Source organism: Sphingobacteriales bacterium (assembly GCA_016711285.1).
Classification (GTDB): domain Bacteria; phylum Bacteroidota; class Bacteroidia; order Chitinophagales; family UBA2359; genus JADJTG01.
This window is the reverse complement of record JADJTG010000002.1, coordinates 622,657-646,953: the sequence shown is the minus strand read 5'-3', so window position 1 is coordinate 646,953 and position 24,297 is coordinate 622,657. Positions and strand designations below refer to the sequence as shown.

Here is a 24,297-nt window from a genome sequence, read left to right as displayed (position 1 = left end):
AGGCACAAATATAGTTGTAAAACAACATATTAATATGTCAAAGAAATTAAACAGGAAAAACAGTGGCATATATTTGGCGGCTTCGTTTTATTTTTGCGAAAAATAATTTTAAAAAAAAGGAAAACAAAAATTGTTTAAACCTTTCTGATGGGCTTTTTTCAATACACTGATTTTTTTAAAAATTAAAACAACTTCAACATTCATCTAATCAATCAAATAAAATATACTGATGATGGACAAATTTATGCAAATGGCAATAGAGCAGGCTCTCAAAAGCCGCAGCGAGGGCGGTATTCCAATAGGCTCGGTGCTCGTGCGCAATGGCGAATTGGTAGCGGCGGGGCACAACAAGCGCGTACAGCAACAAAATCCTATTTTGCACGGTGAAATGGACTGCCTGAATAATGCCGGCAGAATTGGAAGCTATCGCAATACGGTGCTGTACTCTACGCTGATGCCCTGCTATATGTGCGCCGGAACGGTGGTGCAGTTCAATATCAAAAAAGTAATTGTGGGCGAGTCGCAAACTTTTTCGGGAGCGCGTGTGCTGATGGAAGCTCACGGCGTGGAAGTGATAGATTTGAACCTACCCGAATGTGTAGAAATGATGCGCAGTTTTATCGCCGAAAATCCCGCTTTGTGGAATGAAGATATTGGAGAGCTATAACAAAAATAATTTTTTTTAAAAAAACAACACTAACTCAACTCCAAACACGCTACATTTTCTATATGGTAGGTATGCGGAAACATATCTACGCCGCGCATAGATACAAGTTGATAGTGCGGAGCAAAAAGCGCAATATCGCGGGCTTGGGTGGCGGGATTGCAACTGACATACACAATACGGCGTGGAGCTAATGCCACTATTGCCGGTATTACATCGGCGTGCAAGCCGGCGCGTGGCGGGTCGAGTACCACCATATCAGGGCGTGGAGCTTGCTGGCTTTGCAGCCATTTTTTTACATCTGCCGTATAAAATTCACAGTGTTCAATGCTATTGAGGGCGGCGTTGTAGCGGGCATCTTCAATGGCATCGTCAATTTCTTCTACTCCAATAACCTGCTTGGCGCGGTCGGCTAAAAACAAAGCAATACTGCCTGTGCCGGTATATAAGTCATACACCGTTTCTTCACCTGTGAGCTGTGCCATTTCTTTGGTAATTTCGTAAAGGCGCAGCCCTTGTGCGGTATTGGTTTGAAAAAAAGATTTGGGACTGATTTTAAATTTCAAACTCCCCAACTGCTCTGTAATAAAACCTTTGCCATAGTGCGTGATGATGTCTTGGTCAAAAAGGGTGTCGTTGCGTTTGCCGTTGATGGCATATTGCAACGAAGTAATATCAGGAAAAGTGCCCACCACAAAATCCAGCAGCGCAGAACGCAGGGCGTGGTCTTCGCCGAAGCTGAAAGTAGCCATCCACTCGCCCGGTGGAGGCAGTGCGAACGATGAGATTGCGCAAAAAATCCGCCATGATTGCGCAAATCGTAAAAAGATAAATTATTTTTCAGGGCAAAATCGCGCACAGCATTGCGCAATTCGTTGGAGGGCGAAGGCTGTAAATAACAATGCTGAATATCCAATACTTTGGAAAAACTGCGTGGCACATGAAAACCCACTCCATTGTGTTGTAAGTGCGTTTCGTTGTCCATTTCGTGCGGATACAGCCAACGCCGATCGCTGAACGTAAATTCTAATTTGTTGCGGTAATAAGTATTTTGCTCGGCAGCAACAAAAGGCAACACTTCAAATTGTGTGTTTTTGGCAATGCGCCGAAAAGTTTCGCTGATGATATGTTGCTTAAAAATTGCCTGTTGGGGATAGGGCAAATATTGCCATTTACAACCGCCGCAAACGCCAAAATGCTCGCAAAAGGTGTGGTGCGCAAAGGCGAAGGACTTATCAGTCGTTGTATGCGTCCCTGTGCATAATCATTTTTGTTTTTTTCTACCCAAATATCCGCCACATCGTCCGGCACGGCATCTTCTACAAACAGCACTTTGCCATTTTCTAAGCGCGTCCACGCTTTGCCTTCTGCTGCCATTTGTGCGAGCTTAACATTTTCTATTACAGGGTGACGGTTGCGTTTGCGAGCCATTTATTTTTTTGGGAATTTTATAATTTTAAATTTAAAATAATTTTAACTTGTATTTTGCTTTAAATAAATATTTTATAGTAAAATTTAATTTTTAAACATAAAATAAGCTGAAGCAATCAGAAATAAAAAAGCGATGAGATGGTTGCTTTTGAACGGTTCTTTGAGATAAACCAAAGAAAATACGGCAAATACCGACAGCGATAAAATTTCTTGTATGGTTTTGAGTTGTGCGGTATTAAAAGTGCCGTGTCCGAAGCGGTTGGCGGGTACTTGAAAACAATATTCTACAAAAGCGATGAGCCAGCTCACCAAAATTACTTTCCACAACGCTATTTGTTTATATTTCAGATGCCCGTACCAAGCGATGGTCATAAACACATTGGAAATGAGCAATAAAATGATGGTACGCATTAAAAAGATTGATTTTATATGGCTATGGGCGCGGTGGGTTTGGCGGTGATGTTTTTTAGTTCGGCGATTTGGGCTGAGGGATTTGCGGCGCGAAACACGCTGCTTCCTGCCACTAATACATTTGCGCCACAGGCTATCAAAGCGGCGGCGTTTTTTTCGCTCACCCCACCGTCAATTTCAATGAGGGCGGCAGATTTTTTTTGAGCGATTAGGTTGCGCAACTGCTGTATTTTGTGGTAAGTGTTTTCAATAAAATGCTGCCCTCCGAAACCCGGGTTTACCGACATCATACACACCAAATCAATGTCGGCGATAATATCTTCCAGCACGGCTATGGGCGTATGCGGATTGATAGCCACTCCTGCTTTTGCTCCCAATTGCTTAATATGATGCACCGAACGATGCAAATGCGGCGATGCTTCGTAGTGAATGCTCACAATGGCAGCACCCGCCTGAATAAAAGACTCAATATAACGCTCCGGCTCTACTATCATCAAATGTACATCAAGCGGCTTTTGGGCTATTTGTTTCAAAGCCTCCATTACCGGAAAACCAAATGAAATATTAGGAACAAAGCGTCCGTCCATGACATCTACATGTATCCAGTCGGCGAGGCTCTTGTTCAACATATTGACGGCATCACCCAAGTGCAAAAAATCAGCCGCTAAAATGGAAGGAGCTACAATAGGAAAAGTAGCAAGCATACGATATTGAAAATATATTGTGTAGTAGTTAAAATGCAAAGATACTACAATAACTAAGACAGAATGATACGGAAAACAAAAAGCCCCCACGTTTTATGTGAGGGCTTTTTGGAAAAAAACTTTATTTTAAAATTATTTTACTTTAGGACTGTTGTATAATACTTTGTTTTTGAAATCTACATTGATAATTACACGCGCCATTTCAATAGCTTCGCCATTTTTGGCGATGGCATAATAAAACTCATCAGTTCCGAAATTGAAACCTTTGTTAGGGGTGTAATACAATTTGCCGTTGCTTTGCAACAAAGTACCACTGCGCGGCATCATATAAAACAACAAATAAGAACCTTCCGGCATTTCGTCGTTGGCTGCAATATTGAGAGCATAAGAAGTATTATTATATACAGTCAATAAATCGTCACCTGCGCTCAATGATTTCGGACAGTCGCCGATAGTGATATAAGCATATACAGGAGCACATTCGCCTGCTGCATTGCAACCATTAATCGTTACGGTATCTACCAATCCGGCTGCATTGCTCGGAGCAATGTAATACACGCAGTCGCCGGAAAGAATATTAACAGTAGCTCCCAATACAGAAGTAACACTCACCGTAGAAGCATCGGGAACGATACAGTTTTGTGGGCAAATGGTAGCAGCATGATTGGGTTCTAAACAGATTTCGGTAGGAATATTACATACGCCCGGGTCGGAGCTTACCAATATAGTTACAGTGGCAATGTCGCAATTACCCGCAGTGTCGCAAACTTTATAAGAGAAAGTAACTGTTCCGGTATAACCTACAGGCGGTGTATAAATGATTTGACCATTGTAAATGGTAGCAAAACCCATAGAAGGCTGATAAATTTCAACGATGGTCAAAGAAGCACCGCTTGGGCTTACTTCATTGCCCAATACATTTACCGATACCGGATAATCAATAAAAGTTTGTGCATAATCATCTACTGCAAAAATCTGACCGCCGTTACAATCTCCGATAGTGATGTTTAAAACAACTGTTTCGGTAGCTCCGGTATTATCGTGTGCTGTTACCGTTAATACATCGTTGGCTGCACTGCTGGTATTAGGTGTATATAAAATGCAATTGCCTTGCACCTGTACATTTGCGCCCAAAGAGCTGTTGGTGCTGTTATAAGTGATGCTGTTGTTTAAAGAACAAAAAGTAGGGCAAATGCTCAAAGACTGACCAATTTCGGTGCAGAATTGTGTAGTTTCTTCACAAGGAGCAGGTGTACCTACCGTAAAAGTTACTACTTCCGCACAAGTACCATAGTTGATAGTGATACTTCCGTTGCCTTCACATAAATTGCTGATGGTGAGAGAGTTGGTGTTTTTGGTTACAGTACCTCCGCCATTATAAGTATAGGTGTAATTATTGCCGCCTACAAAACTCAAAGCAATTTGTGCACTGCCGTTACAGTTGCTGCCTGTAGGAGCTACGGTACTCACTGAAGTGCTGATATCATAAGTGTCATCATCGCTGATGGAGATGGGATAAGTTTGTACTGAGCCGTTGCTCAAATTTACGGTCAAAGTATAAGCACCGGGACACAAGCTGCTCGCAGATACAGTGCTGCCATTTACATTGACACTACCCGTAGGAGAAAGGCTATAAGTGAAAGTACCCGGAGCCGCATTGACGGTTACTTGTGCAGTACCGCTACATTCCTGACAAAACTCTAAGTTAAAGTCGCCCGGAATATTACTTACTGCTTCGCCGGCAGCATTAGTACCAGTAGCTTTGAACCAAGTAGATAAACCATAAGTATATGTTTTGTCGTTGGCAGCCATACCCACTTGTGTAGTATATTTGTTGCCCGCAGTTTCTTGGGTTAAATACAGTTCCCATCCTGCAAAATCTCCCAAACCTGTTATTTTGCTTTTTTTGCCGTCAGTACCGGAATCCATCGTATAAAATTCCCAGTTCAAATAATGTGTGCCGCGAAGCCTTGCTCATCTTTGTAGTGGGGTTCGTTTGACATAGCTGCCCAGGTAGTGTAGTTCATACGACTTTTAAACCACACGTCCAAAGCCCATTTTTTGGTAGGTGCTTGTGCGTTATATACCGTACCTGTCAAGTGGGCAGTACCATCGGCAAAGGCTTCAAAATTGCCGGAGCCTCCTTCAAATACATAGTAAGGACCACCCGCCAAATCCGCCAGAAACATAGCAGAGTGATCTACTGCAGTGTATAACGAACCATACTCCCGCACACATTTTGGCGCATTACAATCTTGTGCATTTGCTGTAGCAATCAATGCTATCCATAAAAACAGCAGAGTTCCTAGTTTTTTCATACAATATTTTTTTAAAAAATTAGTAAATTATGTAATAAATTCTTTAATATTAAGAGAAAATAGCACGACAAAATTAGAGCATATTTGCATAACGGCAAAATTTTAATTTTATATCAGTTGTGAATTGGCACTACTTCCGTAGTAGCTTGACTGTGAGACCGTAAAAATGTCACATGTTTTTTTAGCAGAATTGTCATGATTTTTTATGATTTTGAAATTATTTTCAAAAAATAAACTATTTTTTTTTAAACTTCGTTTAAGTGTAATACTATATATCCGTAGAGCAGCAGTTTTCAGGAGGTAAAGTGTTGGCAGATACTTAACTTACTGAAAAATTTTTATACATTTTATTACACCCTATTTTTTTAAAACTTTTTATTGAGCTATGAGACAGTTGAAGATCCAAAATCAAATTACGGTTCGTGAAGGACCTGCTTTGGAAAAGTATTTGAATGATATCAGTAAATTGAAATTGCTCACTGCCGATGAGGAAACAGATTTAGCAAGGAAAACTAAACAAGGTGATGAGGTCGCTTTGGCAAAATTGGTCAATCACAATTTGCGTTTTGTGGTATCGGTGGCAAAACAATACCAAAATCAAGGCTTGCATTTAGCTGATTTGATAAATGAGGGCAATTTGGGCTTGATAAAAGCTGCCAATCGTTTTGATGAAACTAAAGGCTTTAAATTTATCTCTTATGCTGTATGGTGGATTCGTCAGGCGATTATGCACGCATTGGTGGAAAAATCGCGTCTGATTCGTTTGCCGCTTAATAAAGTAGAGTCGTATAAAAAAATATATCATGAGTTGCTGCACTTTTTGCAGGATAATCAGCGAGAACCTTCTATTGATGAATTAGCTGAGTTGGTGGATATTAGCAAAGATGATATTCGTTTGATTCTGAAAGCTGCCGACCGCCCTGTTTCTACCGACGATACCATCGGCAACGATGATGATAGTACTACTTTGTTGCAAACCATCGAAAGCAATGACGAACATACTCCCGACGAAAGTTTGATGAGTGTGTCTTTAAAAGAAGAAATAAAAAATACCATGAGTATTTTGCACCCGAAAGAAATTGAAATTCTGAATTGCTTTTTCGGACTCAATGATAATGCGGAGATGAATTTAGATGATATTAGCGAAAGAATGGGCTTGACCCGCGAAAGGGTGCGCCAGATTAAAGACCGTGCTCTGCGGCGTTTGCGCAAAACTTCTCTTAACTCGGAGTTGCGTGCTTATTTGGGAAAATAAAATCATAAATAAATCTTTTGTTTTAAATGTAATAAATATTTGTAATTATTTGTTTATCAAATGATTGCACTAATTTGAAAGCCTTGTGATTTTAAAATCGCAAGGCTTCTTTGTGTTGATACATTGGCTGTTAATATATGATAACCTGTATTTTTTATAGAAGCAAAATAGACAGAGAAAATAAAAAAAGCCTCGCCATGCAGCGAGGCTTTGATAATGCCCTATTATTAACCCATTAAATTAATTTACGTTCAAACTTTGTGTTTGTATGGAATTATTGTTGAAGGTGATTTTAACAATATACATACCGCGGGTTAAACCGACTACAGGTATTTCTGTTTGAGTAGTCACGCTGCTGTTCCATATTGTATGATAAACTGATTTTCCTTGCAAATCAAATACTTCTACTGCCTGAATTGGTGTTTCGGTATTGATAGTCACCTGATTCACAGCCGGATTCGGGAACATTGTGAAAGCTACATTTATTTGCTCAATGCCTAAAGCTGAATTATCTTCTTGTGCAGAAGTGTATAATTTAGCTACAGGGTTTTCTCCATTTTGAATGTCTTCTATCATTCCCATTCCTTCGCCTTCAGGAGCACAGTTTTCGCCCAACCAGGTGAAGTATTCTTCATCGGTGGCAAATTCGGGAGCTTCTGAAGAAGCAAGCAGGAAAACCCGGCTACAAATTCGCTGCTGCAATTATTTGCCAAATAATTAATAAATGCTTGGAAAGTTGTTAATTCCGGCATATCGGTCAAGCACTCAGGAACTTCTACCTCGTATTCTTGATTAAATGCTTCGCAGTTGGCTTCGAGATAGTCATATATAGCATCAATGCTTTCAAATTCGGGAGCGTTGGTAAGGCAGTCGGTATAAATTTGTTGCAAATAAGCCAATTCATCTTCTACTGTCCACTCCCAGTCGCCACCGCCCCAAATGCTATCGTTGTCGCCCCAATCTTCCCAATCGTCATCGCCGTTACCTCCAATAGTGTCATCATCGCCCCAATCTTCCCAATCATCGCCGCCGCCCCAGTTGGTTTGGCAATTGGTTTCGATGAAAGTATAAAGTTCGTCTAAGTTGGTGAAAGTGTTTTCGCCCAAGCAGTCGGCGTAATATTCAGAGAGCCAAGCAATTTCGTCTTCTTCTGTCCAAGTCCAAGTGCTGTCATCATCGCCCCAATCTTCCCAATCATCGCCGCCGCCCCAATCAGGTGCACAGTTGGTTTCGATGAAGGTATAGAGTTCGTCTAAGTTGGTGAAAGTGTTTTCGCCCAAGCAGTCGGCGTAATATTCAGAGAGCCAAGCAATTTCGTCTTCTTCTGTCCAAGTCCAGGCAGTGTCATCATCGCCCCAATCTTCCCAATCATCGCCGCCGCCCCAGTTGGTTTGGCAATTGGTTTCGATGAAAGTATAAAGTTCGTCTAAGTTGGTGAAAGTGTTTTCGCCCAAGCAGTCGGCGTAATATTCAGAGAGCCAAGCAATTTCGTCTTCTTCTGTCCAAGTCCAAGTGCTGTCATCATCGCCCCAATCTTCCCAATCATCGCCGCCGCCCCAGTTGGTTTGGCAATTGGTTTCGATGAAAGTATAGAGTTCGTCTAAGTTGGTGAAAGTGTTTTCGCCCAAGCAGTCGGCGTAGTATTCAGAGAGCCAAGCAATTTCGTCTTCTTCTGTCCAAGTCCAGGCAGTGTCATCATCGCCCCAATCTTCCCAATCATCGCCGCCGCCCCAGTTGGTTTGGCAATTGGTTTCGATGAAAGTATAGAGTTCGTCTAAGTTGGTGAAAGTGTTTTCGCCCAAGCAGTCGGCGTAATATTCAGAGAGCCAAGCAATTTCGTCTTCTTCTGTCCAAGTCCAGGCAGTGTCATCATCGCCCCAATCTTCCCAATCATCGCCGCCGCCCCAGTTGGTTTGGCAATTGGTTTCGATGAAGGTATAGAGTTCGTCTAAGTTGGTGAAAGTATTTTCGCCCAAGCAGTCGGCGTAATATTCAGAGAGCCAAGCAATTTCGTCTTCTTCTGTCCAAGTCCAGGCAGTGTCATCATCGCCCCAATCTTCCCAATCATCGCCGCTGATAGTGTCACCATCACCCCAGTTGTCCCAGTCGTCATCGCCGCCGCCCCAGTTAGTTTCACAGTTGGCTTCGATGAAAGTATAGAGTTCGTCTAAGTTGGTGAAAGTGTTTTCGCCCAAGCAGTCGGCGTAGTATTCAGAGAGCCAAGCGATTTCGTCTTCTTCTGTCCAAGTCCAAGTGCTGTCATCATCGCCCCAATCTTCCCAATCATCGCCGCCGCCCCAATCAGGTGCACAGTTGGTTTCGATGAAGGTATAGAGTTCGTCTAAGTTGGTGAAAGTGTTTTCGCCCAAGCAGTCGGCGTATTGCTGTTGCAGAAACTCCATTACATACTCCTCATCAGAGGGATCTATTTGTGCTTGTAAGTTATTCAGTGGCAAATATGCCAAGAAAAGTGCTAAACACCATCGTAAAAATGTACTTTTGATAATAGTCATAAGAATAAATTTTTAATATTTTAGGTTAAGAAATTTTATAAAAATTCATAGTAACACTTGCAAAGTTAGAAATAAAAAAAGCAAATATTTAATACAATCTACTGTTTTCTTACGTGTTCAAATTTTAGATATTTTTAATTTTTTAAAATTATTTACACTATTACTAATATAATTTAATGCAAAATTACTTATATATTAATTTATAATCAAGCTAAAATATTGTAAAATCTTACCTTTCCAAAAATACATTTTTAAAGTTGTTTTATAGCTTTTTTGTTGATTTTAAAATATAATCAATTGATTTGTAAATATTTATTGTATTGCCTGTACTTATAATAAATATTCAAATTTTTAAAAACATTTATTTTTTTAAAAACAATTTAACACTTTGACAGGTATTTTTATGATAATAATGTAAAATATCGTCATTCTACATTATTATATATCGGTTTTATTTATTCGGATATGGTGTTAATTAATGATGGGATAATATGCAAAATTTCTTCCATTTCATAACCCTTTTGAAGCAAGAAAGCGATAAGTTTTTGTCGTCGTTTCAGAGGATTTTCTTCTTTGATAAGCGCAAGTTTTTTTTCTGCAATTGTTTTTAATGTTTCCTGATAGCTTTCTTTGTCTATGTTCTCCAAAGCCTGCCGAATATCCGTTTCAGCGACTCCCTTTTGTTGAAGAGCTTGTCTGATTTTCAATTTTCCCCATTTTTTTATCCTAAACTTTCCTTGTGCCAACATTAACGCAAAGCGTTGCTGTTGTAAAAAATTGTGTGTTTGTAAATGATGAATAACAGACTCCGACTGTTGGGGAGTGGCTTGGTGTTTTTTTAAAAACTTTGTATTTCTTTGATAGAACGCTCCTGATAAGCACAATAATTTTCGGCTATTTGTATCAGTTTTTTTAGTTGTTGTAATTCTTCTTCAGACATAAATACAAGGATAGAAATAAAAATTTAACATTTTTTTTGAAAAAAAATTTGGCAAAAATAAAAACAGGGTTTATCTTTGCAAGTGAAAGCTTTAGTGCTATAACTACCATCGTTCCTTCCTTAAACGAACTCCCAATTCTCCCTCTTTTACGATGGCTATAGTGCTACAAAGCTTGAGTTTTTTCATAGTGGGTAGGCTGGAGGTAACTCCAGCCTATTTTTTTTGTTCTTTTTCCTGTTTTTATCGCCGAACTGTTTTTGCATGTGCTTCTATTTCGTTGCTTACCCATAAAGCCAAGCGCAGTGCCTCGTAGCCGTCCTGAAAAGTAACGGGCGGCGGCATTTGCTGGCGAATACTTTTTGCAAAATATTCCAACTCCATTTTAATGGCATTGACGGCTTCGGTCGGATTTTGAACATAGCTGATAAATTTGCTGTGTTGAGTATCTATATCCAAACGCACCGAAGAAACATCTTGCGGCTCGTCGTCGAAAAGTTGTAAGATTTCGCTTTTCTTTTCCAAAAAATCTAAACTGATGTAGGCATCGGGCTGAAAAATACGCATCTTGCGCAGGTTTTTCATAGAAATGCGACTGGCGGTAATGTTGGCAATGCAACCGTTGGCAAATGTAAGCCGCGCGTTGGCAATGTCGGGATTAGTAGATACAATGGCTACTCCACTGGCGTGTACGGCGGTTACTTCGCTGCCCACTAAGCGGCGTACCATATCTAAGTCGTGTATCATCAAATCCATTACAACGCTTACATCGGTGCCGCGCGGGTTGAAAATTGCCAAACGGTGTGTTTCTATAAATAAGGGTTGTAATTTTTTATCTTTTAGTGCCAAAAATGCCGGATTAAACCGTTCTACATGACCTACTTGCCCTATGATACCGGCGGCGGTGGCACGTTCGGCGAGTTGTTTGCCTTCGGCTAAGGTGGCGGCGAGGGGTTTTTCAATAAATATATGTTTTTTTTGGGCGATGGCTTCCAATGCCAAAACACTGTGGTGCAGCGTGGGTGCTACAATATCTACGGCATCAGTGGCGGCAATCAGGGTGGCGGCATCGGTGAAACGAGGCAGAGCAGGATAATGAGATTGTACCCAAGCGGCGGCTTGTTCGTTGGGGTCGTAAAAACCTATTACTTCAAAATCTGCTATTTCGTGAAGCAATTTCAAATGGATTTTTCCTAAATGCCCCACACCCAATAGTCCTATTTTAATCATTTTTTTATAAATATTGCTGTGATAGATTGGTATATATTTATCAACAACAAAGATACGAAGCCTTGTGGTGAATGGTGTGTTTTATCGGAATATTTTCCCTTCGCTCAAAAAAAACAGTATCCCTGAACAAAATAAAAAATATCGCTAAATTTGTTCGCCTAAACCCAAAAATATTGCTCTTATATCGTGTTGTCTTCTATTATAAAGTGGTACATGTTGCGCCGCATCGATGAAATTGAGTATTTCAAAAAAGAACCTTTGTTGAAACAGAAGGAGACATTTCTTTATCTGTTAAATGAAGGACAAGATACTGTGTTCGGCAAAGCGCATCATTTTCAGGATATTCGCAGTGTCGAACAGTATCGCACTGCCGTACCCATACGCGATTATGAAGCGTATAAATCTTATATTGATCGTGTATTGCACGGCGAACAAAATGTTTTGTGGAACTCGGAAATAAAATGGTTTGCAAAATCATCAGGCACTACATCGGATAAGAGCAAATTTATCCCCATCAGTAAAGAATCTCGCAATGAGTGTCATTATCGAGGTGGGCGTGATGCTTTGGCTTTGTATTGTCAGGCATATCCCGATACGCAAATTTTTGAAGGAAAAGGCATCGTGTTAGGTGGCAGCCACGAAATCAGCCGTTTCAATGAGACGCTGCGCTACGGCGATTTGTCGGCGGTGCTGCTCCAAAATATGTCGCCTTTGGCACGTTATCTATCTTCGCTGGATATGGATATAGCTTTGATGAGCGACTGGGAACAAAAAATAGAACGCATCATTGATGCTTCACTTGGGCAGAATATTACATTTTTGGCAGGCGTGCCTACCTGGATGGTGTCGGTGATATTGCGCATTTTTGAGCGAAGCGGCGCAAATAATCTGGCAGATGTTTTTCCAAATTTGGAGTTGTATTTGCACGGCGGTGTGAGTTTCACGCCGTATCGTGCGCAATTTACACAACAGCTCATTCGCAGCCCCAAAATGCACTATTGGGAAACTTACAATGCTTCGGAGGGCTTTTTTGCGGTGCAAGATGAGCCGGAACGCAATGATATGCTTTTGATGTTAGATTATGGTATTTATTATGAATTTGTGCCTTTGGACGATTTTTTGGGCAACCCGCAGGCGGTGGCAGTGGGTTTGGAAGGTGTGATGCTTGACAAAAACTATGTCCTGCTCATCAGCACCAATACAGGATTGTGGCGTTATGTGGTAGGCGATACGGTGAGGTTTACTTCTTTGTTTCCGTTTCGGATACAGGTAAGCGGGCGCGTGAAAAGTTTTATCAATGCTTTTGGCGAAGAAGTGATGGTGGACAATGCCGACCGCGCCATCGCCGAAGCCTGTCGTAAAAGCGGTGCTTTGGTAAGCGACTATACCGTAGCTCCGATATATTTGGACGAACACGGAAAAGGCGGACATCAGTGGTTGGTGGAGTTTAGTCAGGAACCCGACAGTTTGGCGCATTTTGTGGAGATTTTAGACCAAACCCTGCAAAGCGTAAATTCTGATTACGAAGCCAAACGCCAAAAAGACATTGTGATGCAATTACCTTTGGTGCAGGCAATACCGGCAGGCACATTTTATCGTTGGCTGAAAATGAAGGGTAAAGCCGGTGGGCAGCACAAAGTACCGCGCCTTGCCAATGAACGGCAATATGTGGACGAAATTACGGAGTTGTTGAAATCAAGTGTTCAATAAAAAAATGTAAATAGAATATCGCTTGGGTGCTGTTGAATTGCAGAGCAACCGAAAAAATGAAAGCAAAATATATCAACCCCACCCACCGACTTCGGATTTTAAAAAAAAATCTTTGAAAAACAGAAAAGAAATACAAATAGCTCAACAATTAAAAAATTTGGGCGTGGATATGGCTGTTATTCGGCAATCAACCGGATTGAGTGCGGAGGAAATACAAAAATTATAGCATACTTTATATTTTATTATAGCATGGAAACTTTATTGCAATGGGATAATTTTCTTTTTTCGCTCATCAACGGCACTTGGAGCAATTCTTTTTTTGATGCCTTGTTGCCACTGCTGCGTACCAAAGAATTTTGGGCTCCGCTCTATATATTTGTACTGGCATATATTGCCTACAATTACTCGTGGAAGCAGGCTCTTATCCTGATTGCTTTTACGGCTTTGGCGGCGGGGTTGGCTGATTTTACGAGGAGTTCTATTATCAAACCCTATTTCAACCGCTTGCGTCCTTGTAATTCACCTTGGTTGCAAGAGCAGATTCATTTGTTGGTTCCTTGCGGTTCAGGAAAAAGTTTTACTTCATCGCACGCTGCCAATCACTTTGCTTTGGCGTGGTGCTGGATAATGATATGGGGGCGACAATATCGTTGGTTGATACCCGTTTTGTTGTTGTGGGCGGCGAGTATTGCATATTCGCAGGTATATGTAGGCGTACACTTTCCGTTTGACGTATTGGCGGGCGGTTTGTTGGGCACTGCTGTCGGAATTTTTTGCGGCTCAATGGCACAAAAAGCCCTGCAACGCCATCAAGCACCGCCACCCGCCACCGCGCCCGATGATTTCGGATAGCTAACATGATTTTACCGCACTTCCTGTAAATATTGCAATGCCGTATCTTCCTGACGGCGCATTTCGGCACTTTGTGCAGCATCTTTATCCGAAAAACCCAGCAAATGCAATACACCGTGTGCCATCACACGCGCCAACTCTTGGTCAAATGTCACCTGCAAAGTATCTGCATTATCGCGCACACGCTCTACGCTGATAAATAAATCGCCGGCGATTTTTCCGTTTTGGGTATAATCAAAAGTAATGATGTCAGTGTAGTAATCGTGTTGCAGATATTGGCGATTGAGTTCGAGTAAATACGCATCGGTACAAAAAACAAGATGAATGTTGCCCGCAACCGCCTCATGCTTTTTGATGAGATAGCGTAGCCAAGCGGCATAAAAATTTTGAGGGCGTAGTTTAAATTCTAAAGGAGGCTCAGTATAAAAGGCAATGGGCATAAAAAAGTGCAAGTGGTGAGGTATGCCAAGATATAAGAAAAAATATTTACAAATAAAATTGTTATTCTAAAACAAAAAAATATATTTTATCTTTTAACACTATTCATATACGCAGGTCATTAGCCTTGATATATGTGTCTTGTTTTGGGCGATTTTTATTTTTTTAGAATACTTATCGTGTTGCTAACAAAATCTATGTTTAGACTGCAACCTTCAAAAAAATCCAAACCGAGTACGCCATCAAGAGCCGTAAGAACGTTATTAGCTAAGAAATCGTAAGAACAAATCTCTTTATTTATAAGTGTTATGTCCAAGCAAGTTAGCTTACTTAGCTTGAAAACATACGCCTCTATTGTTCCTTTCGCTGTTTCCATCGAAACCGTTTTTATTGCGTCGTTTAGTGTATAACCTGCCATTAACAGTACGGTTAGGTCTATTACGGTATGCGTTGCACCTGTATCTAATGCGAGTGTTGCACGTTCATAGTTAGCTCTTGCAGGAACTAAAATTAGGCTGTCTGCGTTGTCACGTTGAAAATTGTATACATTTTTCGTCATAACCAAAACTTGCGGTTTTTAGGCATTCTTCCCGTAAACACACAAACAGTATCTTCAAAACCTTGTCTTAGTTCTTGTATTTTATAGGCTATTTCGCGCTTATCTTTGCTATGATACAATGGCACTCCTGATAAGAGCATATCAATAACAGCTCCTACAAAGTTATCTTCGCGCATCTGCGGATTACCCACCAACACCCATTGGTCAGGGTATTGGGCTTTTATTTCGGCGATGGTTAATACTTGTGGTTGCATAATAAACGTGTTTTATAAAACAAAGTTACGCCAAATTTTGCGGAAAGGGAAGTTTTGGGGTAACAAAGCACTATTTTAGTTGATTTGTATCTATGTGTAAAATAAGACTTTTAGTCAGCAAATATAAACACGTTTCCGAAAGCACCAATACCAACAACTTTTGTTTCTCCTTCCAAACTATATTTTGTCGTTGAGAATAAAATATAATTGTCTGTGCTGACACTATTGTCAATCATTCTATCAATTATTTCCTCCCCCCCTGTTCCCACCAGACGGTTTCAGTTGACTTTTGTTTCATCATATGAGTGTAAAGCTTGTATTTAACAACCTTTTTATGGCGGTACTCATTTGGATTTGTAAAAATTGCAACAAGGGAAATTATACTTGCTATAAAAAGAGTAACCGCTTGTTTTACTATTATATCTATTTCAAAATAATCTTTTGGGCTCATTTTTGATTAATTTTGAATTTTTAAAAAATGCAATTTATTGTATATCAATTTTTTAGAAAATTTGGGTAGTCCTAAAAAAGTAATGGTGTAAAGTAAAAAGTTCCGTACCCCTCTAAATATTCAGCATACATTTTAAATCACTACCAAAATCGCTCAAAATTTGGCATTACCCTTTTTGAAATTAAGCTTATAACTAACGCTTAAACTCAATTTCAACGGTTCTGCCGTTGTCGCAAAAATTGAGGCTGTTGGCTAAGGTGCGCATAATAAAAACACCACGCCCATTGGCTTGCGCCAAATTGCGGTGATGCGTAGGGTCAGCTACTTTTTTGGGGTCAAAACCTTCACCTTCATCACACACTTTAAAATTTAAACTGTTGTTGCTGATATTTGCGTTGATAACCACCTGCTTTTGGGGATTGAAGCGGTTTCCGTGCTTAATAGAATTGCTTACAGCTTCGGTTAATACCAAAAGCATATCATGGTGCATCATACTGTCTGCGCCACATTCTCTGCTGCATTTATCCACAAATTTTTCCAACTCCGCCATACTCTCTAATTGAGAGTTCAGTGTTAATGTAAACTTTCTCACATTCAGCATATAATATATTTATAGGCGAAGAAAGTAGAGTAGATTTTATAAAAAAGTGCTTGCTTCGCTTCAAATTAATAAAAATAAAACTTAATTTGTTTTACAACAATATAAGCTAATCAGCATCAACGATTAAACATAAATATAAGTTCCGGAAAATTTTAAAAAAATATAAAATAAACTTAAATGAGAGTGATTTTTGGGTGTAAAAAATACAAATACAAATATAAATATATAATTATTATTTAATTATAAATATAATATTTAAAATATATAAAATCATGTTTTTTTATTTTTTTTGATAAAAGGAGGCTACTTTTGTGAAATGCTTGCAATGGGGTAGCGGGCTTTGGGTACAATGCTGTGGTCGGCGAAATCTTTTTTGAGGTATTTGTGATAGGCACAAATGGCAATCATAGCGGCATTATCGGTGCAGTATTGAAATTGCGGAATATACACGCTCCACTGATGGGCGGCACCCATTTCCTGCACGCGGCGACGCAATTCCGAATTGGCGGAAACACCCCCCGCAATGGCTATTTGCCGAATACCGTATTGTTTGGCGGCTTTGTGCAGTTTTTTGAGCAAAATATCCACGATGGTTTTTTGCACCGATGCACATAGGTCGCTGAGGTGCTCGCTGATGAAACCTTCGGGCTGTTTTTGTAAAAAATACAATACCGAAGTTTTGAGACCGCTAAAACTGAAATTCAAATCACGCACCTGCGGCTCAGGAAAACGAAATGCTTGTGGATTGCCTTCGCGGGCGAGTTTGTCTAAAAGAGGACCGCCCGGATATGGCAGCCCCAACATTTTGGCGATTTTATCAAAAGCTTCGCCGGCGGCATCGTCAATGGTTTCGCCGATTACTTCCATCTCCAAAAAATCTTTTACCAACACTATTTGCGTGTGTCCGCCACTGACGGTAAGGCACAAAAAAGGAAATTGCGGCAGGGGGGCATCTATAAAGTGCGCCGACACGTGCGCCATCATGTGATTAACGGTGATGAGCGGAATATCCAATGCCAGCGCAAAGGCTTTGGAAAACATAGTGCCTACCAGCAGCGAGCCGATGAGGCCGGGACCGATGGTAAAAGCAACGGCATCTAATTCTTTTTTATCAACGGCGGCGCATTTGAGTGCTTCTGCCACCACCGGCACTATTTTTTCCTGATGCGCCCGCGATGCCAACTCCGGTACTACGCCACCGTATTCGCTGTGAAGTTGTTGGGTGGCTACTACGTTAGACAATATCACACCATCGCGGCAAACGGCAGCAGACGTATCATCGCAGGAAGACTCAATGGCGAGCAGCAGCGCACACATATATTTAATTTTTAAATTGAAAAAATTGAAAAAAACTAAGGAAATTTCGGAAAACGCTGAAAATCGGGTGGGCGTTTTTCCAAAAAAGCATTTCTGCCTTCTTGTGCTTCTTCGGTGAGGTAATACAATAAAGTAGCATTGCCCGCCAGTTCCATAATGCCGTGCTGTCCGTCGAGTTCAGCGTTGAGGCACATTTTTATCATACGCAAAGCCAAAGGGCTGCGCTGCATCATTGTTTTGCACCAATCCACTACTTCATCTTCCAATTGTGGCAATGGCACTACTTTATTTACAAGCCCCATTTCCAAAGCCTCCTGCGCCGAGTACTGACGACACAAAAACCAAATTTCGCGGGCTTTCTTTTGTCCTACCACCCGCGCCAGATAGCTGCTGCCGAAGCCGCCGTCGAAGCTGCCCACTTTGGGACCCGTTTGTCCGAAAATGGCGTTGTCGGAAGCGATGCTGAGGTCGCAAATAACGTGCAGCACATGCCCGCCGCCGATGGCGTAGCCGTTTACCATTGCCACTACGGGTTTGGGTAGCGAACGAATGAGTTTGTGCAAATCCAACACATTGAGGCGCGGCACGCCGCTTTTGTCCACATAGCCGCCCACGCCTTTCACATGTTGGTCGCCGCCGCTGCAAAATGCCTTATCGCCTTCGCCGGTAAGCACTACCACACTGATTTCGTTGGCTTCGCGGCAATGCTGAAAAGCGTCTATCATTTCTTTTACGGTTTCCGGTGTAAAAGCGTTGCGATAGCGCGGGCGGTTGATGGTTATTTTAGCGATCCCTTCAAAAAATTCAAATTTTATTTCGGTGTAGGTTTTAATGGTTTCCCACTGGCGTTGGCTCATAATTTTTATGGCGGAAGAAATAGGGGTGAATAAAAATGATTTTTTCAGGAGGCAAAGATGCAAAAGATTTTTAGTTTTAAAAAAAAGGAGTACAGGACACGTTTGTAAAAATGCCAACAAAAAAGCAGCAAATGAATTTTTTTGGCATTCATTTGCTGCTTTTAAAGATATAATAATATCAAAAAGAATGTCTTGTTGTGCTAATAAACGTGTTGTCCGCCGTTGATGGCTAAGTTGGCTCCGGTAATAAAGCTGGCTTTTTCAGATGCCAAAAACGACACCAAATAAGCAATTTCGTCTGTGCCGCCCAAGCGACCTACCGGAATATTGGCTACAATTTTGTTGCGAATTTCCTCGGGTACAGCCATTACCATATCCGTACCGATGTATCCGGGCGAAATAGTATTGACCGTGATACCTTTGGAGGCTACTTCAATGGCGAGCGTTTTGGTAAAGCCGTGCATACCGGCTTTGGCAGCGGCGTAGTTCACCTGACCAAACTGAGCGCGTTGCCCGTTTACAGAAGAAATATTGATAATGCGCCCCCAATTTTGGTTAATCATGGGATTGATACAATGGCTGCAACAATTAAATACGCTGTCTAAGTTAGAACTGATTACATCGCGCCAGTGCTGTTGGGTCATTTTGCGAAAAGCCCCGTCGCGCGTAATGCCCGCATTATTGACAAGCACATCAACCACACCGATTTCGGTTTCTATTTTTTTTATCATAGCGGCTACTTGGTCGTAGTCGGCTACATCAGCCTGATACATTTTAAAATGGTAGCCCTCCTGTTCCATTTGTGCTTTCCAGTCCGCCGCTTTTTCGGCACTGCGGTAGTTGGCGATAACGCGAAAGCCGTCTTTCGATAATTTTTTGCACATATCTGTACCCAAGCCGCCGGTGGCTCCGGTCACTAATGCAATGCGAGTATTGTTATTATCCATAAGATATTGAATTTTTTTCAATAATAGGATTTTTTCAAAATGCACCAAACAATCTGCTTATTTTTTTAAAAAAACAGTTTGCCGGTATTATGTTGATTTCTCTTGCAGTCGGCTGATTTCTTGTCGTATATCTTCCAATACTTTTTCATTGCCAATATCGCCATCTATACTAAAAATAATAAAAACTCTTCCGCCGTATTCGCTTTCAAAATCGGCAAAGCTGGCTTTCATACGTTCCGAAACGGAATAGTTGCCGAAATTTGATTGAGCCGTAACAGGTTTTATCTGCAAGCCAAAAGCATATTTACCCACCCAACCCATATAATCAACATCGCCGGAGTGGTCGAGTTCGGGCGGACTTTCTTCAAAGCGAATATTGGGAAAAATATGTGCTAAACCGTCATTTATTACTGATTTTTCACGGATGTAGCCGTCAAAAGTGCGGTTGATCGTTAAATTATGGATATAATCAATACAATCTTGCAGTGTAAGGTTATTAAAAGCCTCTTGCCATTCAGGAATTACAGTAACAGTTATCTTCTCATACAAGCGTACACCAAGCTCTTTTAAAGTAGCTTCGGTGATTTTGCTGCTGTTTTTTCCATCTGTTTGAGCATTTTCAAAATACCACGCTTCCCACGCTTCGATGGTGACGGGCTGACATTGTCTGATAAGTGCCATTACCGCACCTACTTTATTGGGTCGTGACAGCTGATAGGTTTGGCAGGCATAGTTTAAGACCTTTTCTTTTTTGCCAAAGTCTTTTGAATATCGTTTAGATACTTTCTGCGACATAAATTAAGTTGTTAAATTTATTTTTATATTTGAAATCAATAAGATTATCAACCAAGGCTAATTTATTTTTAAGCAGATGCGCATTTATAAAAGTTTTATTTTGGAGATACAGATATACCATTAAATGATTTTCATTATCATGTTTTTGATTGTCAAAACGCAAAAAAACTTTTTGCCCTTTAGTTTTCTGACGTAAGAATTCGGTGGCATCTGCACTTTTTGTTTCATCTTGTTTGATACCGATTAAACGCACAATCAAGTCATTATTTAAGCGCAGCAATTCGGGGTTAATGATTTCTTTTACTGTAAAATATTCTTCTTTTTGCGTATTTTCATTACCATCTATTTTTGAACCGAATTGTAATTTTTTTATATCAATTTTTTTATCTAATTGGTGTGTATCTTCAAAAATATAAGGCAGTTGCCGGATACGTTGTTCAAAATTTATTTCGCTTTTATCCTGTGCAACAATATCTATGCGTGTATTCTCAATATGATGTTGGTGCATTTGCAATTTTTGTTGAATAACAGGTATAAATTCGGGATTAATTTCGTAACCGCAAGAATTGCGTCCTAACTGATTTGCTACAGTTGATGTTGTGCCGCTTCCTAAAAAGGGGTCTAATACATTTTCTCCTTCAAACGAAAACATTTTTATTAATCGTCTGGGAAGTTCTTCGGGAAACATAGCAATATGGGCATCTTGTTTTGCTCCACCAAAATACCAGTGCCCGTTGAAAAAAGTATTCCATTCTTCTTTGGTCATTACAGAGTGCTGTTTTTGCTCGGCGGTAGGTTTGGGCGCATTTCCCTGCTTTTTAAACAACAAAATATATTCAAAATCCAATTTTACGATGCCATTGCGCGGATAAGGAAAACTGCCCATGATGCTAGCTCCGCCGGTGGTATTCATGGTCGTGTTTTTTTGCCATATAATTTGCCCCATAAAATCAAAGCCGATGATTTCACAAAATTTTATAATTTCGGTATGAATAGGAATTATTTTGTAACGCCCATAATACACCGACCTTGCGAATTGGTCGCCTATATTGATACACAAGCGACAACCTTTGTGTAATACTCTGTAACATTCCTGCCATACTAAATTCAAATGATTGATATAGGTTTCATAATCATCATTAAATCCGATTTGGTCGTTAGTGCCATAATCTTTTAACTGCCAATAAGGGGGCGATGTGACTACTAAATGAATGCTTTCATCTTTGAGTTCCTGCATATTTCGGCTGTCGCCGTTGATTATTTTATGATACGTTTTTTGCATCTTTTTTACGATTGATGGGTAAAATTAATACAAAATACGGCATCATACCAAAGTCTCTATTTCAAGGCATTGCAATCGGGGGCGGTGTCGGCTAAATAGGGGTAGCGCACCTGACTCAAAAACAAACCCTGCGGCGGCGCAGTGATGGGAATACGAAAAGGAACGGCACGCCGCACGGTATCTTCGTATTCGTCGAAGCTGATAACGCCTTTGCCCACCCACAGCACCGTACCCACAATGCGGCGAACCATACTGCGCAAAAAACGGTTGGCGGCGATATGAAAACGTAAACGAGCGTGGGTTTCGTCGAAGATGAATTGGGTTTGATACAGCGTGCAGAGCGAGGTTTTGGAGTCGTTGCTTTTTTCAAAAGAGTGAAAATCGCTGAAAGAATGTAGGAAGTCAAAGGCGCGGCGCGTTTTTTCAAGGTCCAAAACGGCGGGTGCGGGGAAAAAAAAGCTGAAACGGTCTAAAAAAGGGTCTTTGTGCAGATGCACATAATAATCGTAGGCGCGGTAGGTGGCATCGTAGCGGGCGTGGGCGGTATCTGCTACTTCTATGATGCGTTTGGGAGCAATGTCGCGGGGGAGTAGGCGGCTGAGGCGAAAAATTAAATCGGGGTGAGGAGGGAGGTCGCTGTCGAAATGAAGAAAAAATTGTGAGGCGTGAACGCCGGCATCGGTGCGCCCGCAACCCAGACTCACAATTTTTTTGTCGAATAACTTGGATAGTGCCGCATCTAACACCGACTGTACGGTGGTATGTCGGGGCTGCGCCTGCCAACCTGAATACCCCGTACCATCGTAGGCGATTTCCAAAAAATAACGCGGCATATTTTCTTTTTCAAATTCCCAATAAAAAAAAACAATAACAACTATATCATCTGTGTTGTATGTTCTTTTTTTATTGAAAAGGTAATTTCATTTTAAAGGGCATACCGCTTTTTTCCATTTTTGACATAGAGTGCAGCATGGTACGCATTTGCTCAAATTGTTTGATGAAATTATTGACCTGTTCAACGCTGTTGCCGCTGCCCTTTGCGATACGTTGGCGGCGGCTCGCATTGGTGAGCAACTGCGGATTGCGGCGTTCTTTGAGCGTCATTGAAAAAATAATCGCTTCTATTTTTTTGAAGTCCTGATCGTTGATTTCAATGTCTTTAACAGCTTTGCCCACGCCCGGAATCATAGAAAGAAGGTCTTTGATATTCCCCATCTTGCGGATTTGTGCCAGTTGCGACAGAAAATCTTCAAAGTCAAATTGATTTTTAGATATTTTTTTCTGTACACGTTCGGCTTCTTTGGCATCAAATTGCTCCTGTGCGCGCTCCACCAACGATACCACATCGCCCATACCCAAAATACGCTGCGCCATACGGTCGGGATAAAACACATCTATTTTATCCAATTTTTCGCCCGTACTGATGAATTTAATGGGCTTATTGACGGTGTATTTGATGGATAAAGCCGCACCGCCGCGTGTGTCGCCGTCGAGTTTGGAGAGTACCACACCCGTAAAATCAATGCGGTCGTTGAAACTTTTGGCGGTGTTTACTGCATCTTGACCCGTCATGGAATCTACCACAAACAGCGTTTCCTGCGGCTGAATCGCCTGCTTTACATGGTAGATTTCATTCATCATCTGCTCATCTATCGCCAAGCGTCCGGCGGTATCCACTATCACTACATTGTAGCCGTTCTGTTTGGCATGCGCGATGGCGTTTTGTGCAATGGAAACCGGATTTTTATTTTCCGGCTCTGAATATACCTCTACTTCAATTTGCTTGCCCAAAACGTGCAACTGCTCTATCGCTGCCGGACGATATACATCGCAGGCGACCATTAGCGGTTTTCTGTTTTTCTTTTGCTTGAGATAGTTTGCTAATTTTCCGGTAAATGTTGTTTTTCCCGAACCCTGCAAACCCGACATCAAAATAATGGTAGGGTTGTTTTTGAGGTCTAATTCGGCAACCGAGCCGCCCATCAGTTCGGTAAGCTCGTCATTTACGATTTTTACCATCAACTGTCCGGGCTGCACTGCTGCCAATACTTTTTCGCCCATAGCTTTGTCTTTCACTTTGTCCGTAAACTCTTTGGCGATTTTGTAGTTTACGTCAGCAGCTACCAAGGCGCGGCGAATTTCTTTTATGGAAGCCGCTATGTTGAGTTCGGTGATACGGTCGTTGCCGCGCAACACCTTAAACGCATTCTCTAAACTTTCTTGTAAATTATTGAACATGTTTTGAAACGATACAATATATTTGTTATAAACGAAAATTAAACAATCTGACCAAAAACATCTGTACTTCTGAGCGCATTTTTATAAGACATTGTATAGATTTTCATAAGTTTCACATAATATTTCCACTATTTGCCGTTCTCTTTGACGCATATCTCCCGATTTTTTATTAAATAAAAGATAAGCACTTATATTTCTGTATTCAAAATGCGCAAAAGTTTCCGTGCCGAATTTTAATGCTGTCAAATAGCGGTATATCCTGAAACGCTGCGTATTTTCATAGTTTTCTATTGATGAATTTTGAGTATCAATACTTCTGGCTCCCGAAAAAACAAAAGAAGCCTTGGGATCATCTTTTAAAAGTAAAGGAACTACATTAGCACACGTTATCAATAAATTATTTACATCTCCTTTATTCACGATTTTTGAATATTTGTTATTGCTTTTTTTGTCTTTTTTACAATAAAATTTAATTGCAAATACATCTCCTTCGTGATAATCGGCATGGAGGATATAGTGTAGTTTTGTTTTT

27 protein-coding genes and 1 pseudogene are annotated in these 24,297 nt (G+C 40.9%); 5 read left to right on the top strand and 23 right to left on the bottom strand.

Annotated features, from left to right (window positions below):
• The first annotated feature begins 232 nt into the window (after nucleotides 1-232).
• A complete protein-coding gene (locus IPL35_03035; protein MBK8442436.1) occupies nucleotides 233-667 on the top strand; it encodes a nucleoside deaminase in 435 nt (144 codons plus the stop codon).
• A gap of 29 nt (nucleotides 668-696) precedes the next feature.
• On the opposite strand, the pseudogene rlmD reads toward IPL35_03035, so the two are convergent.
• From rlmD to IPL35_03010, 5 genes and pseudogenes are all read right to left on the bottom strand, one after another.
• Nucleotides 697-2,095, bottom strand: a pseudogene (gene rlmD, locus IPL35_03030) (23S rRNA (uracil(1939)-C(5))-methyltransferase RlmD).
• Between the two features lie 84 nt (nucleotides 2,096-2,179).
• Nucleotides 2,180-2,506 carry a DMT family protein gene (locus IPL35_03025; GenBank protein ID MBK8442435.1) on the bottom strand — a complete coding sequence of 109 codons (327 nt, stop codon included), beginning with the start codon at nucleotides 2,504-2,506 and terminating at the stop codon, nucleotides 2,180-2,182.
• A 14-nt stretch (nucleotides 2,507-2,520) separates the two neighbouring features.
• The gene (locus IPL35_03020; GenBank protein MBK8442434.1) at nucleotides 2,521-3,210 is read right to left on the bottom strand and encodes a ribulose-phosphate 3-epimerase; all 690 of its coding nucleotides are present in this window, start codon (nucleotides 3,208-3,210) and stop codon (nucleotides 2,521-2,523) included.
• A 132-nt stretch (nucleotides 3,211-3,342) separates the two neighbouring features.
• On the bottom strand, nucleotides 3,343-5,160 hold the full coding sequence (locus tag IPL35_03015; GenBank protein ID MBK8442433.1) for a cadherin-like domain-containing protein: 1,818 nt from the start codon (nucleotides 5,158-5,160) through the stop codon (nucleotides 3,343-3,345).
• Nucleotides 5,157-5,528, bottom strand: a complete 372-nt coding sequence (locus tag IPL35_03010) for a hypothetical protein (GenBank protein MBK8442432.1) — start codon at nucleotides 5,526-5,528, stop codon at nucleotides 5,157-5,159. Before IPL35_03010 ends, IPL35_03015 begins: the two co-directional genes overlap by 4 nt.
• 385 nt (nucleotides 5,529-5,913) lie before the next feature.
• Here IPL35_03010 and IPL35_03005 point away from each other — a divergent pair, with 385 nt between their 5' ends.
• Nucleotides 5,914-6,783: a sigma-70 family RNA polymerase sigma factor gene (locus IPL35_03005; GenBank protein MBK8442431.1), complete on the top strand. Its 870-nt coding sequence runs from the start codon at nucleotides 5,914-5,916 to the stop codon at nucleotides 6,781-6,783.
• Between the two features lie 240 nt (nucleotides 6,784-7,023).
• Here IPL35_03005 and IPL35_03000 read toward each other — a convergent pair whose 3' ends face one another.
• The 4 genes from IPL35_03000 to IPL35_02985 form a co-directional block, all read right to left on the bottom strand.
• Entirely contained in the window at nucleotides 7,024-7,398 is a 375-nt protein-coding gene (locus IPL35_03000) for a T9SS type A sorting domain-containing protein (GenBank protein ID MBK8442430.1), read from the bottom strand.
• A complete protein-coding gene (locus IPL35_02995) occupies nucleotides 7,356-9,296 on the bottom strand; it encodes a hypothetical protein (protein MBK8442429.1) in 1,941 nt (646 codons plus the stop codon). The genes IPL35_03000 and IPL35_02995 overlap by 43 nt, the downstream gene beginning before the upstream one ends.
• Before the next feature lie 455 nt (nucleotides 9,297-9,751).
• Entirely contained in the window at nucleotides 9,752-10,180 is a 429-nt protein-coding gene (locus IPL35_02990; protein ID MBK8442428.1) for a RecX family transcriptional regulator, read from the bottom strand.
• A 297-nt stretch (nucleotides 10,181-10,477) separates the two neighbouring features.
• Nucleotides 10,478-11,464 carry a Gfo/Idh/MocA family oxidoreductase gene (locus IPL35_02985; protein ID MBK8442427.1) on the bottom strand — a complete coding sequence of 329 codons (987 nt, stop codon included), beginning with the start codon at nucleotides 11,462-11,464 and terminating at the stop codon, nucleotides 10,478-10,480.
• Nucleotides 11,465-11,677: 213 nt separating this feature from the next.
• On the opposite strand from IPL35_02985, the gene IPL35_02980 reads away from it, so the two are divergent.
• Together IPL35_02980 and IPL35_02975 are read left to right on the top strand one after the other, a co-directional pair.
• Nucleotides 11,678-13,174, top strand: a complete 1,497-nt coding sequence (locus IPL35_02980) for a GH3 auxin-responsive promoter family protein (protein MBK8442426.1) — start codon at nucleotides 11,678-11,680, stop codon at nucleotides 13,172-13,174.
• A gap of 249 nt (nucleotides 13,175-13,423) precedes the next feature.
• Nucleotides 13,424-14,026 (top strand): phosphatase PAP2 family protein, encoded by a 603-nt coding sequence (locus IPL35_02975; protein ID MBK8442425.1) that lies wholly within the window; start codon nucleotides 13,424-13,426, stop codon nucleotides 14,024-14,026.
• A gap of 11 nt (nucleotides 14,027-14,037) precedes the next feature.
• On the opposite strand, the gene ybeY is transcribed toward IPL35_02975, so the two are convergent.
• The 8 genes from ybeY to menB all read right to left on the bottom strand — a co-directional run bounded on the left by ybeY (nucleotide 14,038) and on the right by menB (nucleotide 18,503).
• Nucleotides 14,038-14,466, bottom strand: coding sequence for an rRNA maturation RNase YbeY (gene ybeY / locus IPL35_02970; protein MBK8442424.1), 429 nt, complete (start codon nucleotides 14,464-14,466; stop codon nucleotides 14,038-14,040).
• 155 nt (nucleotides 14,467-14,621) lie between these two features.
• Nucleotides 14,622-15,023, bottom strand: a complete 402-nt coding sequence (locus IPL35_02965) for a retropepsin-like domain-containing protein (GenBank protein ID MBK8442423.1) — start codon at nucleotides 15,021-15,023, stop codon at nucleotides 14,622-14,624.
• Nucleotides 15,020-15,277: a hypothetical protein gene (locus IPL35_02960; GenBank protein MBK8442422.1), complete on the bottom strand. Its 258-nt coding sequence runs from the start codon at nucleotides 15,275-15,277 to the stop codon at nucleotides 15,020-15,022. Before IPL35_02960 ends, IPL35_02965 begins: the two co-directional genes overlap by 4 nt.
• Before the next feature lie 110 nt (nucleotides 15,278-15,387).
• On the bottom strand, nucleotides 15,388-15,513 hold the full coding sequence (locus IPL35_02955) for a hypothetical protein (protein MBK8442421.1): 126 nt from the start codon (nucleotides 15,511-15,513) through the stop codon (nucleotides 15,388-15,390).
• 8 nt (nucleotides 15,514-15,521) lie between these two features.
• Complete coding sequence (locus tag IPL35_02950) at nucleotides 15,522-15,728, bottom strand: hypothetical protein (protein ID MBK8442420.1); 207 nt, start codon at nucleotides 15,726-15,728, stop codon at nucleotides 15,522-15,524.
• Nucleotides 15,729-15,921: 193 nt separating this feature from the next.
• Nucleotides 15,922-16,320, bottom strand: coding sequence for an ATP-binding protein (locus IPL35_02945; GenBank protein MBK8442419.1), 399 nt, complete (start codon nucleotides 16,318-16,320; stop codon nucleotides 15,922-15,924).
• A gap of 312 nt (nucleotides 16,321-16,632) precedes the next feature.
• Complete coding sequence (tsaD, locus tag IPL35_02940) at nucleotides 16,633-17,646, bottom strand: tRNA (adenosine(37)-N6)-threonylcarbamoyltransferase complex transferase subunit TsaD (protein ID MBK8442418.1); 1,014 nt, start codon at nucleotides 17,644-17,646, stop codon at nucleotides 16,633-16,635.
• A gap of 35 nt (nucleotides 17,647-17,681) precedes the next feature.
• On the bottom strand, nucleotides 17,682-18,503 hold the full coding sequence (gene menB, locus IPL35_02935; GenBank protein ID MBK8442417.1) for a 1,4-dihydroxy-2-naphthoyl-CoA synthase: 822 nt from the start codon (nucleotides 18,501-18,503) through the stop codon (nucleotides 17,682-17,684).
• A 7-nt stretch (nucleotides 18,504-18,510) separates the two neighbouring features.
• Here menB and IPL35_02930 point away from each other — a divergent pair, with 7 nt between their 5' ends.
• Complete coding sequence (locus IPL35_02930; protein ID MBK8442416.1) at nucleotides 18,511-18,729, top strand: hypothetical protein; 219 nt, start codon at nucleotides 18,511-18,513, stop codon at nucleotides 18,727-18,729.
• Here the strand turns inward: IPL35_02930 and phbB are convergent.
• The 6 genes from phbB to IPL35_02900 all read right to left on the bottom strand — a co-directional run bounded on the left by phbB (nucleotide 18,704) and on the right by IPL35_02900 (nucleotide 24,185).
• A complete protein-coding gene (phbB, locus tag IPL35_02925) occupies nucleotides 18,704-19,450 on the bottom strand; it encodes an acetoacetyl-CoA reductase (GenBank protein MBK8442415.1) in 747 nt (248 codons plus the stop codon). The two genes, IPL35_02930 and phbB, sit on opposite strands and share 26 nt — an antisense overlap.
• Nucleotides 19,451-19,537: 87 nt before the next feature.
• Nucleotides 19,538-20,245 carry an MjaI family restriction endonuclease gene (locus tag IPL35_02920; protein ID MBK8442414.1) on the bottom strand — a complete coding sequence of 236 codons (708 nt, stop codon included), beginning with the start codon at nucleotides 20,243-20,245 and terminating at the stop codon, nucleotides 19,538-19,540.
• Nucleotides 20,226-21,527 (bottom strand): thermonuclease family protein, encoded by a 1,302-nt coding sequence (locus IPL35_02915; protein ID MBK8442413.1) that lies wholly within the window; start codon nucleotides 21,525-21,527, stop codon nucleotides 20,226-20,228. Before IPL35_02915 ends, IPL35_02920 begins: the two co-directional genes overlap by 20 nt.
• 56 nt (nucleotides 21,528-21,583) lie before the next feature.
• Nucleotides 21,584-22,360 carry a tRNA pseudouridine synthase A gene (locus IPL35_02910; GenBank protein MBK8442412.1) on the bottom strand — a complete coding sequence of 259 codons (777 nt, stop codon included), beginning with the start codon at nucleotides 22,358-22,360 and terminating at the stop codon, nucleotides 21,584-21,586.
• 70 nt (nucleotides 22,361-22,430) lie between these two features.
• Entirely contained in the window at nucleotides 22,431-23,765 is a 1,335-nt protein-coding gene (ffh, locus tag IPL35_02905; GenBank protein MBK8442411.1) for a signal recognition particle protein, read from the bottom strand.
• 81 nt (nucleotides 23,766-23,846) lie between these two features.
• Nucleotides 23,847-24,185, bottom strand: coding sequence for a hypothetical protein (locus tag IPL35_02900; protein MBK8442410.1), 339 nt, complete (start codon nucleotides 24,183-24,185; stop codon nucleotides 23,847-23,849).
• Between the last annotated feature and the right edge of the window lie 112 nt (nucleotides 24,186-24,297).

What these genes read in the sequence shown, in the direction of transcription:
- IPL35_03020 (MBK8442434.1), bottom strand. Translation starts at nt 3,210, where the DNA reads ATGCTTGCTACTTTTCCTATTGTAGCTCCTTCCATTTTAGCGGCTGAT.
- IPL35_02930 (MBK8442416.1), top strand. Translation starts at nt 18,511, where the DNA reads ATGGCGGAAGAAATAGGGGTGAATAAAAATGATTTTTTCAGGAGGCAA.
- IPL35_02995 (MBK8442429.1), bottom strand. Translation starts at nt 9,296, where the DNA reads ATGACTATTATCAAAAGTACATTTTTACGATGGTGTTTAGCACTTTTC.
- IPL35_03005 (MBK8442431.1), top strand. Translation starts at nt 5,914, where the DNA reads ATGAGACAGTTGAAGATCCAAAATCAAATTACGGTTCGTGAAGGACCT.
- menB (MBK8442417.1), bottom strand. Translation starts at nt 18,503, where the DNA reads ATGAGCCAACGCCAGTGGGAAACCATTAAAACCTACACCGAAATAAAA.
- IPL35_02985 (MBK8442427.1), bottom strand. Translation starts at nt 11,464, where the DNA reads ATGATTAAAATAGGACTATTGGGTGTGGGGCATTTAGGAAAAATCCAT.
- IPL35_02910 (MBK8442412.1), bottom strand. Translation starts at nt 22,360, where the DNA reads ATGCCGCGTTATTTTTTGGAAATCGCCTACGATGGTACGGGGTATTCA.
- IPL35_02975 (MBK8442425.1), top strand. Translation starts at nt 13,424, where the DNA reads ATGGAAACTTTATTGCAATGGGATAATTTTCTTTTTTCGCTCATCAAC.
- IPL35_03025 (MBK8442435.1), bottom strand. Translation starts at nt 2,506, where the DNA reads ATGCGTACCATCATTTTATTGCTCATTTCCAATGTGTTTATGACCATC.
- IPL35_02980 (MBK8442426.1), top strand. Translation starts at nt 11,678, where the DNA reads ATGTTGCGCCGCATCGATGAAATTGAGTATTTCAAAAAAGAACCTTTG.
- phbB (MBK8442415.1), bottom strand. Translation starts at nt 19,450, where the DNA reads ATGGATAATAACAATACTCGCATTGCATTAGTGACCGGAGCCACCGGC.
- IPL35_02920 (MBK8442414.1), bottom strand. Translation starts at nt 20,245, where the DNA reads ATGTCGCAGAAAGTATCTAAACGATATTCAAAAGACTTTGGCAAAAAA.
- IPL35_03010 (MBK8442432.1), bottom strand. Translation starts at nt 5,528, where the DNA reads ATGAAAAAACTAGGAACTCTGCTGTTTTTATGGATAGCATTGATTGCT.
- IPL35_02960 (MBK8442422.1), bottom strand. Translation starts at nt 15,277, where the DNA reads ATGCAACCACAAGTATTAACCATCGCCGAAATAAAAGCCCAATACCCT.
- IPL35_02955 (MBK8442421.1), bottom strand. Translation starts at nt 15,513, where the DNA reads ATGATTGACAATAGTGTCAGCACAGACAATTATATTTTATTCTCAACG.
- tsaD (MBK8442418.1), bottom strand. Translation starts at nt 17,646, where the DNA reads ATGTGTGCGCTGCTGCTCGCCATTGAGTCTTCCTGCGATGATACGTCT.
- IPL35_02915 (MBK8442413.1), bottom strand. Translation starts at nt 21,527, where the DNA reads ATGCAAAAAACGTATCATAAAATAATCAACGGCGACAGCCGAAATATG.
- IPL35_03035 (MBK8442436.1), top strand. Translation starts at nt 233, where the DNA reads ATGGACAAATTTATGCAAATGGCAATAGAGCAGGCTCTCAAAAGCCGC.
- IPL35_02965 (MBK8442423.1), bottom strand. Translation starts at nt 15,023, where the DNA reads ATGACGAAAAATGTATACAATTTTCAACGTGACAACGCAGACAGCCTA.
- IPL35_02950 (MBK8442420.1), bottom strand. Translation starts at nt 15,728, where the DNA reads ATGAGCCCAAAAGATTATTTTGAAATAGATATAATAGTAAAACAAGCG.
- ybeY (MBK8442424.1), bottom strand. Translation starts at nt 14,466, where the DNA reads ATGCCCATTGCCTTTTATACTGAGCCTCCTTTAGAATTTAAACTACGC.
- ffh (MBK8442411.1), bottom strand. Translation starts at nt 23,765, where the DNA reads ATGTTCAATAATTTACAAGAAAGTTTAGAGAATGCGTTTAAGGTGTTG.